Origin of the sequence: Flavobacterium movens (genome assembly GCF_039581425.1) — a bacterium.
GTDB lineage: Bacteria > Bacteroidota > Bacteroidia > Flavobacteriales > Flavobacteriaceae > Flavobacterium > Flavobacterium luteolum.
In genome coordinates, this window is record NZ_JBCPXY010000012.1 from 17,599 (window position 1) to 30,551 (window position 12,953).

General features: G+C 33.3%; 9 protein-coding genes. 8 read left to right on the plus strand and 1 reads right to left on the minus strand.

Going from position 1 to position 12,953, the window contains the following annotated elements; all coding sequences use genetic code 11:
• Window positions 1-30 precede the first annotated feature (30 nt).
• Genes AAYQ05_RS18930 through AAYQ05_RS18945 form a run of 4 tightly spaced genes read left to right on the plus strand, consistent with a single transcriptional unit; the run spans window position 31 to window position 5,960 of the window.
• Window positions 31-3,228, plus strand: a complete 3,198-nt coding sequence (locus AAYQ05_RS18930) for a SusC/RagA family TonB-linked outer membrane protein (RefSeq protein ID WP_343544905.1) — start codon at window positions 31-33, stop codon at window positions 3,226-3,228.
• A 14-nt stretch (window positions 3,229-3,242) separates the two neighbouring features.
• Window positions 3,243-4,673 (plus strand): SusD/RagB family nutrient-binding outer membrane lipoprotein, encoded by a 1,431-nt coding sequence (locus tag AAYQ05_RS18935; protein WP_343544906.1) that lies wholly within the window; start codon window positions 3,243-3,245, stop codon window positions 4,671-4,673.
• A 14-nt stretch (window positions 4,674-4,687) separates the two neighbouring features.
• Window positions 4,688-5,449, plus strand: a complete 762-nt coding sequence (locus AAYQ05_RS18940; protein WP_343544907.1) for a BT_2262 family domain-containing protein — start codon at window positions 4,688-4,690, stop codon at window positions 5,447-5,449.
• Between the two features lie 58 nt (window positions 5,450-5,507).
• Window positions 5,508-5,960 (plus strand): lipid-binding protein, encoded by a 453-nt coding sequence (locus tag AAYQ05_RS18945; protein WP_343544908.1) that lies wholly within the window; start codon window positions 5,508-5,510, stop codon window positions 5,958-5,960.
• Between the two features lie 89 nt (window positions 5,961-6,049).
• Here AAYQ05_RS18945 and AAYQ05_RS18950 read toward each other — a convergent pair whose 3' ends face one another.
• Window positions 6,050-6,952, minus strand: coding sequence for a DUF6607 family protein (locus AAYQ05_RS18950; protein WP_343544909.1), 903 nt, complete (start codon window positions 6,950-6,952; stop codon window positions 6,050-6,052).
• 105 nt (window positions 6,953-7,057) lie between these two features.
• Between AAYQ05_RS18950 and AAYQ05_RS18955 the strand changes: the two genes are divergently transcribed.
• The 4 genes from AAYQ05_RS18955 to AAYQ05_RS18970 all read left to right on the plus strand — a co-directional run bounded on the left by AAYQ05_RS18955 (window position 7,058) and on the right by AAYQ05_RS18970 (window position 12,952).
• Complete coding sequence (locus tag AAYQ05_RS18955) at window positions 7,058-9,124, plus strand: TonB-dependent receptor plug domain-containing protein (RefSeq protein ID WP_343544910.1); 2,067 nt, start codon at window positions 7,058-7,060, stop codon at window positions 9,122-9,124.
• Between the two features lie 26 nt (window positions 9,125-9,150).
• Window positions 9,151-9,777, plus strand: coding sequence for an HmuY family protein (locus tag AAYQ05_RS18960; protein WP_343544911.1), 627 nt, complete (start codon window positions 9,151-9,153; stop codon window positions 9,775-9,777).
• Window positions 9,778-10,055: 278 nt separating this feature from the next.
• Window positions 10,056-11,534, plus strand: coding sequence for an SGNH/GDSL hydrolase family protein (locus tag AAYQ05_RS18965; RefSeq protein WP_281633829.1), 1,479 nt, complete (start codon window positions 10,056-10,058; stop codon window positions 11,532-11,534).
• Window positions 11,531-12,952 (plus strand): GDSL-type esterase/lipase family protein, encoded by a 1,422-nt coding sequence (locus AAYQ05_RS18970; RefSeq protein WP_343544912.1) that lies wholly within the window; start codon window positions 11,531-11,533, stop codon window positions 12,950-12,952. Before AAYQ05_RS18965 ends, AAYQ05_RS18970 begins: the two co-directional genes overlap by 4 nt.
• Window position 12,953 lies beyond the last annotated feature (1 nt).

Here is a 12,953-nt window from a genome sequence, read left to right on the forward strand (position 1 = left end):
TCGCCCCATAATAACTCAAAATAAAAAATAATGAAACAAAAATTAAAAGGATTAACAGTGCTTTTTTTTGTGTTTGCGTTGCAATTTACTTTTGCCCAACAAAAAAAAATTACGGGGATCGTTTCAGACAATGCAGGAGTGCCTTTACCAGGTGTTAGTGTTTTGATCAAGGGAACTAAATCAGGAGCTCAAACTGATTTTGATGGAAAATATGTGATTAATGCCAGCTCGAATCAAGTTTTGGTGTTTAGTTACATTGGGATGAAAACGCAGGAAGTAGCTGCAAGTTCTTCTATAATTAATGTAAAAATGGTGGATGCGGGTGCACAAGAACTTGAAGGGGTTGTTGTAACAGCCTTTGGTATTAAAAGAGAAAAAAAATCTCTCGGTTATGCTACAACTACTTTGAAATCAGATGCGCTTACTCAGGTTGTTAACACTAACCCATTTGAAACACTTTCTGGTAAAATTGCGGGAGTTGATATTACAGCTCCATCACAACCGGGAGCTGCTACAAAAGTGGTTATTCGTGGTTTAAATACGATTACTGGTAATTCAGGTCCTCTCTACATAGTTGATGGTACTCCTATAAACAATACCTCTACAGGTACTAGTAATAACGGAGTTGCATCTGTTAACAGATCTTATGATGCTGGAAATGGAGTAAGTGACTTAGACCCTAATAATATAGAAAGTATGACGGTACTAAAAGGAGCTGCTGCTTCTGCATTGTATGGATCACGAGCTGGTGGAGGTGTAATTATTATAACTACTAAAAAAGGAAAAGCGAATTCAGGTATTAAGGTTGACTTGTTAGCTTCAACAGAGCTAAGCGAAGTTGCACGAGTGTCCCATTTGCAAAATGAGTTCGGACAAGGATGGAGTGGAGCTGGATATACTGCTGGTGGACCTAGTAATGAAAATGGTTCTTGGGGGCCAAAATTTAATGGAGAAATCAGGCCATGGGGAACAGTTTATAATAATAGTCAACAAATTAAACCATACGTAGGTTTAAAGGATAATATTAGAGATTTTTATAATACAGGAATATTATCTACTCAATCTGCAAATATTAGTGGTGGTGGTGATACTTCAGATTTCTCTTTAGTATTTTCAAATGTAAATAGTGATGGAGTAGTACCAACAGATGTTGATTTGTATAAAAAGCAATCTTTAGGTTTTAATGGCGGATTAAAAGGAAAAAGAATTAGTTTAAAAACTTCATTAAACTATATATATAAAGATCAAAGTGTTGTGAATTCTGGTCAGGGTGATAATGCAGGTCAAGGAACTACATTACAGCAGAATTTAATCCAAATGCCTGTAGATATTAGTATAATTGATCTAAGAGATTATAAAAATAATATTTTTAATTCTCCAAGCTACTTTTTTACTCCTTATGCTGCGAATCCATATTTTACAATTAATGAAAATAGTACAAAAATTTACGGTAATAATATTTTTGGGAATGTAAATTTAAGCTATAAAATAACAGATAAGTTAATAGCTACTTTTCAGATTGGTGGAAATATAAGAGAGGAGAGATTAAAGAGTTACGGAGCAATCGTTGATTACCTGCCAGGAAGTGCTCAAGCTAAGGCTGGTGCTAGTAAAGTTGTGGGTGGAGTTACAGAAAGTAGATCAGAATATAGTGAATTTGATACATTTTTCAATCTTAACTACACTACAAATTTAAGTGAAAACTGGACATTGAATCTTTTAGGTGGTATAAATTACAATAAAAGAGAGTCTGATCGATTGGTTAATACTATTACGAATTTAGGAGTTCCAAACTATTATGAGCTTTCCAATTCTTCTATAATGCCTACAATTACTCAAACTAATACTTTGAGAAAGACGGGAGCAGTTTACGGATCGGCTGAGTTTGCTTTTAAAAATAGATACTTTGCAACTATTACAGGTAGAGAAGATATAACTTCTACCTTACCAATAGGAAACAATGCCTATTTTTATCCATCTTTATCATTAGGTGCTAATGTAATTGATACGGAGAATACATTTCTAAAACTGAGAGGAGCCATTTCTAAAATTGCAAATGACACCGATCCTTACAAGACAGCAAATTCTTATGTTCCTGGCGCAGCAGCAGCTTATTTTGGTAACATCTTATCTCCAATTGGCGGGGTAAGTTATTATGAAGCATCTGGAACACTTGGAAATTCAGAATTGAAGCCTGAAAGTACTGTTGAATATGAAGTTGGTGCCGAAGGATCATTCTTTAAAAACAGAATTAGCTACGATGTTGCTTTATATTACAAAAAAACTTCTGACTTAATAGTTAGTTCTCCGTTAGACCCTTCTACCGGTTTTTTAACGAAATCTGTTAATGCGGGAGATCTTATAAATAAAGGTATAGAGTTTTCGCTTAGTGCAAGTCCTATTAAAAATAAAGACTTTACCTGGAGCTTAACTTACACATTTACTAAGAATCTTAATGAAGTAACAGAATTAAAAGGAGAACAGTCTTATGTTGATATAGCAACTGCATATGGAGTAACTTATAGAGCTGCCAAAGGACAACCTATTGGCTCATATTATTCTTTAGTGCCAAAAACGACCCCAACCGGTCAGCCTATTGTAAGTGCAGCAACAGGTATTAATGTTGGAACTAGCGATGTGCAACTTATCGGAAATTCTCAACGAGATTTCGTTATGGGGTTACAAAATACATTTAAATATAAAAACTTCAATTTAGGTCTGTCATTAGACTGGAAGCAGGGAGGAGAGTTTTATTCTTATACAAAAAGATTATCGCATTTTGTAGGGAACGGTATTGAAACGACTTATAATGACAGAAATCCATTTATAGTTCCTAACTCAGTTAATGAGGTTGTAAACGCAACAACAGGTGCGGTAACATATGTAGAGAACACAACTCCGGTTGCTTGGGATAATATAAGTAATTACTATAATACGTCAAGTAATTTAGGTATTGAACAAACCCATGTTATAGATAAAACTTTTGTGAGATTGAGAGAGGTAAATTTGAATTATGACTTTCCTTCTGCAATTAGCAAAAGTATAGGATTAAATAAGATAACACTTGGTATTTATGCGAGAAACCTATTCATGTGGACTCCAGGAGATAATCCGTATGTTGATCCGGAAGTAAGTACTTACGGAAGCGGCGTGCTTTCAGATTTGGGAGAATTTGGGGCCAACCCATCACAAAGATCACTAGGTGGAGTTTTAAAATTATCATTCTAAAAAAGTATTTAAAAATGAAAAAAATAATAACATTAATAACAGCTGTTTTTTTATTGGTGTCATGTGATGAAACATTTGATATTAATAGAAATCCAGATACATTGGGTTCAGGGCAGGCAAATAGTACCATTTTCCCTGCGGGTATTACAGGGCTTGTAGGCGCACAAGGGTCATATTACGCCATAATTGGTGGCTTTTGGTCTCAATTTTGGACTCAAAATAATACTTCTAACCAGTATAAAACTATCGATCAATATAGTATAGGTACAAATGATTTTGGAGCTGCTTATACAGCAATGTATGATGCTTTAAATGATATTAGAGTTGTAAAATCGCAAGCTGCTAAAGAAGGAAACACAAAATATTATTTAATGGCAACTATACTTGAGGTTGAAGGGTCGCAGGTATTAACAGACCTATATGATGCGATTCCATATAGTGAAGCTAATAATCCAAATATTTTACAACCTAAGTTTAATAGTGGAAAAGAAACTTATGATTTAATGATTTCTGACTTGAAATTAGCTTTATCAAAAGATTTAAGCGCTTCTGTAGGAGATGGACCAGGAAATGATGATTTTCTTTTTAAAGGAGATATGACAAAATGGACAAAGTTTGGGAATACTTTATTGTTAAAACTTTACATGAGATTAACAAAAGTAGATCCAACATTAGCACAATCTGGGATTACAAATTTAATTAATTCAGGTGCAACATTTTTGGATACTGATGATGCGGGAATGACTCAGTTTATTGATGCAGCTGATAGAAGTAACCCATTATACGAAACTGACAGAAGAAAATTAAACAGTACTTTAAATTTAAGAGCAAGTAAAACTTTATATTCTTATTTGCAAACTAATGCAGATCCGCGTTTGTCGAAATATTATGGAGCTGGAAATCCAAACAATCAGGGAGATTTCTTAAATACTGCTACTAATCTTTCGTTAGTTACGTTGAGTCCTACAACATCAGTATTCTTTATTAGTAAAGAAGAAAGTAATTTTCTACAGGCAGAAGCTCTTGTGAGATATTATGGAGGAGCAGGAGCAAAAGCTAAATATAATGCAGCTGTTACAGCTGCCATGGCAAGATTTGGAGGAACAGCAACTGCGTTTCTAACGGCTGGTGGGAAATATGAATTTCCAGCAGCGGGAGTAACTGCACAAATTGAGGCAATTATTACTCAAAAATGGATTGCTAGTTTCCCTGGTAATGGTTATGAATCATTTATAGAACAAAATAGAACTGGCTATCCAAAAATATCAGCTGTTCCTCAAACAAGTGATTCTTATGTTCCTGGGCAATTTGCTATTTCTGTAAACAATCAAACAGGTAATCTATTCCCAAAAAGAATTGTACTTCCTAGTACTGTAAGAAATAGAAATCCAAATGCACCAGCTTTAAAGTTAATTACTGACTCAGTTTGGTGGGATGTTAAATAATAAAAAAATAAACGATGAAAAATATATTTATTAAACTGACAGTTATGGTATTTTGCAGCATGCTTTTTATTGCCTGTGATACAGACTCAACTGGAAATGTGTCGAGAGTTACCAATTATCCTATTATAGAAATAAACGGTGCTAATACAGTATTTACACCAATCGGTACAGCTTTTACGGATCCTGGAGTTGTAGCAAAAGAAGCTGGAGCTATTATACCTACAATAGTAACCTATTCGGGAAATTTTAGAGGAGCTAAAACATTAGATATTAATCAGGCAGATGAATATACCCAGACTTATACTGCCACGAATAAAGATGGTTTTAAAACAAATTCAACTAGAAAAGTAATTGTTTATAAAACGGGTGATTTAGTGAACAGCATTGAAGGAGTTTATCTTTCTACAACAACTAGAAACGGCACATTATTACCTGCCTCTCAAGGAAGTTCAGTAGATCAGAAATATATCTATATCTGGAAAAATAGTAATGGAACTTATGGAGTATCTGATGCCTTTGGCGGCTGGTACAGTATTGGTAGAAATATTGGTATAACTTCTGCAACTCAAGGAGGAACGATTTCAGGTACGATTTCTACAAATACTTTTACTTTTCCAGGGGGTATTTTAAGTAATCAATATTTTGGTGGTACAGCCAGCATAACCAAATTAACAGTTAACGCTGGAAGTAAAACATTAGTATTGACAACTAATTGGACCGCAAGTGACGGTACGCCTTATTCTTTTGTTTCAACATTAACTCAAGTGCAATTTTAAAAATCTAAAAATGAAAAAAATAAAACTAAACGTAATATACATATTTGTAACAATGCTGATGCTTGTATCGTTTACGGCTTGTGATGAAGTTGGGAATACTGATCCAGGAGGAACATCAGTAGAAGCTATGGCAGGAAGTTGGTATATTACTCTTACTGATTCAGATGGACATATTGTGAAAGAACACGCTTTGCATTCAACTTATAATACTGCGGCAAATGACAACACTATGTGGATTGATGATGCAAAAAAAGGATATGTGATAAAATGTATAGTAACAGTAGATACTAAAACTGGAACTTTTTCTGCAGTCTCTGCTGATAATGTATTAGACAAAGGAACGAAAGTTACTATCACTGATGGTAAAATTGAAAAGGGAGTTGGATTGTCTAAAGGTGGACATAAAGTAGATAAAATATCATTTAGGGCTCATTTCGATTATGATAAAACCGGATATGATATTCTTTATGAAGGTCATAGAAGAACAGGTTTCTTAGAAGATGAGTATTAATAACTTTTCACGCTGAAAGATCAGTCTTTTACAAACAAAAAAGCCGGAAGTGTAGAAACTTCTGGCTTTTTTATAACAACTAATTCTAATTATTTAACAAATTTGTCAATGATTTTATCAGATTCTCCTTTTGACGCATCTGGTTTCAAATCAAATAAAAGAGAATAAAGTGCTTTTCTATCAACTTTAGCTTCTAGGTTTAAGTCTTGGTGTCTGTCAAAAAGAGTTTGCCATTTGTCACGAACATTTTTCCAAAGAGCATTGTTTTCTTTCCACCATTTTTGTCCTGCAATACATTTTGAATCAGGAACTTTTGTGTAAACATCAAATCCTTTTTCTTGCGCTAATAAAACATCTTTTCCTGCATCATCGCGAACCAATTTGTCATTGTCTTGCTCATGATTCCATCCTGTAGCAGTAATTTCGTGGATGTTTCTTCTTTTTAAAACATTATAATCGTTACGTTTTGTCTGCTCTCTTCTTGGAAGTGGTGCATCGGCAACGTTTGCCCAATAGTCTTGTCCGTCAACATGTACCCAAGTTGAAGATCCTTCATATCTTGGACTATCGTCTACTTGATATACTTTTTGAGTCCACTGACCTTTAACCGCTTTTTTATCTAATTTCTTGTATTTCCAAGAATTGCCTTTGTCAAAAGTATATAAGTCTGTGTTTTCGTAAAGCCAATCTTGTCTCCAGTGTTTGATAATCATATCAGGACTTACAATAAGTAAATGCTGCATTACAATTTTGTTTGGAGTATCTTCTAATAGCTCAACCCATTCTAAAGCAGATTCGTGTTTAGTCTCAGAAGGTTTATAAGTAAGAGAATCTTTTGGGTAAGAGAAAGTTTCTGTGAAATTGAACTTCACCTCATAACAACCGCACATCGATTTAATAGATTTTATGTCTTGTTGTTTCTTGTCCTGACTAAATCCAAGACCACATGTTAAAGCCATAGCGGCTGACAAAAAAAGGCTTTTTGAAATCATAACTTATTGTTTTGTTTTTAAATTTTTCGCAAATATATAAATTTAATTTAGAACAATTAAAAATAGTTATATATTTGCATCGATTATTAAGACTGAATAAAAATAATGAACTTTAAAATTACTCTTTTTGCTGTTGTGCTTTTTTGTCAAATTTCTGTTTCTCAGAATGTTAAAAAAGACAGTGTGGAAACAAATGAATTATCGGAAGTAAAAGTTACTACTGCAACTAGAACAGAAAGAGTGCTTTCATCTTTGCCTTTGCCTATGACAATTATTACGTCTGAAGCAATTATGAAGTCTGGTGTTACAAGATTAAATGAAATTTTAAGCGAACAAACCGGTATTATTTTAATTCCTGACGAAAGTGGTTTTGAAGGAATTCAAATGCAAGGATTGGATGCGGCTTATACTATGATTTTAATTGATGGAGTGCCGTTAGTGGGTAGAAGTGCTGGTGTTTTGGACTTATCTAGGGTTTCTGTGGGAAATATAGAAAGAATAGAAATTGTTAAAGGGGCTTCTTCAGCATTGTATGGATCTGAAGCAATGGGTGGAGTAATAAATGTAATAACAAAAAGACCAAAGAAAGATACATTTACAGGAAGTCTTTCTTATAGATATGCGACTTTTAACACCAATGATGCTAACACGAATTTGTTGTGGAAGAAGAAGAAGTTTTCAGCTAATCTTTTTGCTAATTTTTATTCTACAGATGGTTATGATTTAGATAAAAGTACGCCACTAAAAAATGTGGAGCCATTTTATAATTTTACAATCCAGCCTAAGATATATTACGATTTTTCAGAGAATTTAAAGTTAATTGTAAATAATCGTTTTTATGATATGAAAATGGATAATGTGGCAATTATCGATTCTGAAAACTATAAGGGTGATGCAAAAGAAAAAGAATGGAATTCGCAAATTAAATTTGAGCATAAATGGAGCTCAAAAGTGTATTCTGAATATGAGTTTTATACCACAAATTACAAAAATGATTCCTTTTTAAATGATAAGAATAACGCTCTATATGAGAGTGCTTATTACAATCAATGGTTAGTTCGACCAGAAATTCGAACAACGCTTTCATTAAAAAATGATAAACTAACAGGTGGAGTTGGATTAAATTATGAGACTTTAGACAGAACTTATTTTGAAAAGCAAGTAAATTTTAACTCGCAATATATTTACCTGCAATACGATTACAATCCAACTGAGAAATGGAATGTTCTTGCTGGATTTAGATATGATAATCATAGTGAGTATGCCTCACAGTTTAGCCCAAAATTAGCAGTCAACTATAAGGTTAATGAGAATTTTTCTTTAAAATCTTCTGTTGGTTATGGCTACAAAGCACCAGATTTTCGTCAATTGTACTTTGATTTTACAAATCCATCGGTTGGATATACGGTTTTGGGATATAATGTTGCAGAAGATCGTTTGAATCAACTTGAAGAACAGGGGCAACTTTTGTCTAGAGTAGATGGAGTAAATTTTGGTGAACCGTTGAAGCCAGAAAGTTCAATAAATGTCAACCTTGGAACTTTTTACAAAAAAAACAAATTAAGACTAGACGTGAATGCTTTCTATAATTCAATAGAAAATTTAATTGATACTCGAGTTGTTGCCCAAAAAACTAATGGTCAGAATGTCTTCAGTTATTTTAATATTAGTAAAATCTTTACTTACGGTCTAGAGTTTAATTCAACTTATGATTTTACAAAACAATTATCAGTATCATTTGGCTATCAGTTTTTAACAGCAAAAGACAAATCAGTTCTGGATAATTTTCAAGATTACCAATACATCCGTAACTCGGATTTACAAACGATTCAAATTAAAAAATCGGATTATTTCGGATTGTTTAACAGATCAAAACATACGGCCAATGTTAAATTCTCCTACACGATCCCTAAGATAAAAACCGATATCAACTTACGTGTTTTTTACAGAAGCAAATACGGAATGTTTGATACAAACGGTAATCAGATACTTGACAAATATGACACATTTGTTGATGGTTACTTCTTGACAAACCTGTCAATTTCAAAATATATCGGAGATAAATTTATGCTTCAGGCAGGAGCCAATAATTTATTTGATTTTACAGATCCAAGCCAAATCAGCAACTTGGCAGGCAGACAGTTTTTTGCACGAATTCAATATAATTTTTAATCAATATTTATTTAAACCTTTTCAAAATGAAAACAAAATTCTTAAAACTTTCGCTTTTAGCATTATTTATTTTTACAGCATCTTGCAGCAGCGATGATGATAAAAATACAGTAGCACCAGTAGTAACTACAAAAGTTTCTAATATTGCTGCACCACAAACAGGTGGTCAAGGACAGCCAGCTGGAGGAGCATTTGCAAAATTCAGTTTTTCCCAAAATAAAATTGTAACTGACGATAGTTGGGATATCGCTTTCCGTGGTACATCAATTATTGTTAATGGAGGAGCAAAAATTAATGCTACTGATACAGGAGAACCAGAAAGAAAAGGACAAGGAGCAGTAAGTATTGTTTCAGGTATTTTTGCAAACGTAACGGCATTTCCTGCTTCTAGTACTTTTGCTCAAGATGCATCTACCGTTTATTCAATCCCAACAGGAAGCGGAAAAGGCTGGTATTCTTACAATGCAGAAACTCATATCATTTCTCCTATTGCAGGAAAAGTATTTGTTGTAAAAACACACGATGGTAAATATGCAAAATTTGAAATATTAAGTTATTATAAAGATGCACCTGCAAGTCCAACACAAACTTCGGAGTCGCCTTACTATACTTTTAATTTTGCTTACCAAGCAAACAGCACTACTACATTCTAATAAAAAATAATAATCTAGAATAGTTTATTTTATAAAATGTACTCTTAAATAAAAAACATCAAAAATCTAGTTAATCATTAGCTTTGTTTTTTTTATTTTTTTTTGATAAGGAGGTTAGAATTTTTCTAACCTCTTTTTTTGTTCTACTTTCTTGTTAAAATCAAATAGAAACAAAATGTTATTCTATCTTTGCACAAATTTTTTCTGCAGTAAGTTAACGATTATTGAATTGGTTTAATTTTTGAATGCAGTTCCTCATATTTTATTATAATTATTAAGTGAATACAAAGTCTTATTTTTTTCAGTCTTTTGCAATCGTGGCTTTAGCGCTGGTTGCTTTTATTGGGTTTAAACAAATCCTTCCAGATAAAATATTTTCGGAGACTAAATTAGATTCTAAAAATATATTGATAGATAGTATGCTTTTAGAATCTGTTGCCGACGATTCATTATCGCTAGACAAAGACAGTATTGCAAAAAGTGAGCAAGCGCTAAACGGGCAGAAAATTGTTTTTGATGAAACAGAGGGAATTGAATTTCCTGCGGAAACATTTGAAAACTATAAAGGATATCAATATCTGATTTCTTTCTATGAGAAATTGTATCAGTTAGAAAAAAATCCGCAGAACAAAGTAAGAATCGCTTATTACGGAGATTCTATGACCGATGGAGATTTAATCGTTCAGGACGTTCGTACCAATTATCAGGAACGTTTTGGAGGAAACGGTGTTGGTTTTGTTCCTATTACTTCAGAATCTGCAGCATCGAGAGGATCTGTAAAATCAACTTATTCTAAAAACTGGAAAACACAGTCTTATTTAAATGTAAAAAGACCAACGAGCCCTTTTGGAGTTAACGGACATGTGTTTTTTGCCAATGATAGATCCAATTCAACTTGGGTTCAGTACGAAGCTGGATTGAATAAATATTCGACTTCATTAGATAATGCAACATTATTTTATGGACGTTCATCTAAGGTTGGAAAAGTGAATTTCATTATAGGAAAAGATACTCTTAAGAAAAGTCTTTCTCCAAATAGTTTAGTTAACACGCTAAAAGTTTCATCAGGAAGTTTAAAAGCCTTTAAAGCAAATTTTGTACAAGCAGACTCTATTCCGATTTATGGATTTAATTTTGATAATGGAAGCGGAGTTCATGTCGATAATTTCTCTCAGCGAGGAAATTCAGGACTTCCAATTTCGACGTTTAATGCAGATGTAATGAGGGCTTTTAATAATAGCTTAAGATACGATTTGATCATTCTGCACTATGGAACCAACGTTTTAAATTACGGCACAAAAAATTATTCTTGGTATGAAAAAGGAATGACGAAAACCGTTAATAAAATAAAAGAATCATTTCCAGGCGTTTCGATTCTAATTGTTTCAACTGCTGACAAGTCAACAAAATATGATTTAGAAATGAAAACCGATTCGGCTGTAGTTCCTTTAATGAAAGCACAAAAGCATTATGCATTAGAAACTCATGCAGGATTTGTAAACCTATATACTTTGATGGGAGGAGATGGTTCTATGATAAAATGGGTTGATGAAACTCCAGCCAAAGCCAATAAAGATTACACACACTTTAACCAGCGCGGTGCAAAAGCAATCGGTAATTTACTTTATGGACAGTTAAATAAAGGATACGAAGAATATAAGGAACTCAGACAAAAAAGAGATGCTGAAGGGACTAAGCCAAAACCAGTAAAAAGAGCCAAACCCGATTCCGTTTCAGTAACAAAAGACAGTGTATGATAAATAAATTAATGGTTTTCTTTTGTTGTCTTTTTTTTACAACAAATGAAAAAACTCCAAAAACAGACGTACAGCCAATACCAAAAAGCATGATTCAAAAAATGGATACCGCAGCAATTGATGCGCCTTCTGATGGTCAGATTTATAACGCAAAAGCGATAAGTGATTTTTTTCATAAACTGGAAAAAAATGAAGATCAGAAAAATCAGAAAATCAATATTGTACATATTGGAGATTCGCATATTCAAAGTGATTTGATGACAAATGAAATCAGAAAAAAACTGCAGCAGCAATTTGGCAACGCAGGACGTGGTCTGGTTTTTCCGTATCAATTAGCCAGAACAAACGGATCTTATAACGAACGTTTCAAATCGAACAGAACTTGGGAGAGCTATAGAAATATTTACCCAGTAAAGCAATGCCCTATTGGATTATGCGGTATTGGTCTTTGGAGAGATTCAGGCGGATTTGTAATGGAGATGAACATAAAAGATCCAGCGTACAAATTCAATACAATAAAAATTATTACGCCTCAAAATCAGAATATGTTTGATTTGGCTATTTCTTCTAAGATCAATTCTATTCAGACAACAGAACGAAGAGTCATTACGCATAAAATTAAAAAAGGGGAAGTGCTTGGAAGCATTGCAGATAAATACAATGTTTCTGTTGCCGAGATTAAAAGAGAAAATCGTTTAAAGTCGAATAATATCCGTGCAGGAAGAACTTTAAAAATCTCAACAAATGAAACAAGGCCAAAGACCATTTCAATGTCAGAGTTTGTTCCGTTGGCAATCGAATCAGATTCTTTCTCACATTATTATAATTCAGAAAATGCTTTAAGCCGAATTTTCTTGATTCCGAATAAAGAAGCAAAAGATTATGAGTTAAACGGAATTATCTTAGAAAAAGATGCCCCAGGCGTTATTTATAGCAGTATTGGAGTAAACGGAGCTAAATATTCAGATTACAATAAATATCCTTTATTTTTTGAACAGCTGAAATCATTACATCCAGATTTATTGGTTTTTTCATTAGGAACAAATGAAAGTTACGAGAAATTGGATGCTGGAGGTTATATTAAAGAATTACGAGAATTTATACAGAATGTAAGAGCACAGAAAATAGATGCGCCAATAATTGTAATGACACCACCGCCATCTTTGCTAAGAAGAAAACCAAATACATATATCGATGATTACACTCGTCACATTATTGATATAGCCCAAAAAGATGATTTTGCTGTTTGGGATTTGTACGATGAGTTTGGAGGCATGAGCGGAATCAAACAATTGAAAGTTCAAGGATTAATAGGGCCAGATTGGGTTCATTATTCAAAAAAAGGATACGAGAAACAAGGAAATCTGTTTGCTCAGGCGTTTTTAAAATCATACGATAATTTTAAATTAAAGAAGTAAG

Coding starts and splice junctions, on each gene's coding strand:
- AAYQ05_RS18930 (WP_343544905.1), top strand. CDS start 31: ATGAAACAAAAATTAAAAGGATTAACAGTGCTTTTTTTTGTGTTTGCG.
- AAYQ05_RS18935 (WP_343544906.1), top strand. CDS start 3,243: ATGAAAAAAATAATAACATTAATAACAGCTGTTTTTTTATTGGTGTCA.
- AAYQ05_RS18940 (WP_343544907.1), top strand. CDS start 4,688: ATGAAAAATATATTTATTAAACTGACAGTTATGGTATTTTGCAGCATG.
- AAYQ05_RS18945 (WP_343544908.1), top strand. CDS start 5,508: ATGCTTGTATCGTTTACGGCTTGTGATGAAGTTGGGAATACTGATCCA.
- AAYQ05_RS18950 (WP_343544909.1), bottom strand. CDS start 6,952: ATGATTTCAAAAAGCCTTTTTTTGTCAGCCGCTATGGCTTTAACATGT.
- AAYQ05_RS18955 (WP_343544910.1), top strand. CDS start 7,058: ATGAACTTTAAAATTACTCTTTTTGCTGTTGTGCTTTTTTGTCAAATT.
- AAYQ05_RS18960 (WP_343544911.1), top strand. CDS start 9,151: ATGAAAACAAAATTCTTAAAACTTTCGCTTTTAGCATTATTTATTTTT.
- AAYQ05_RS18970 (WP_343544912.1), top strand. CDS start 11,531: ATGATAAATAAATTAATGGTTTTCTTTTGTTGTCTTTTTTTTACAACA.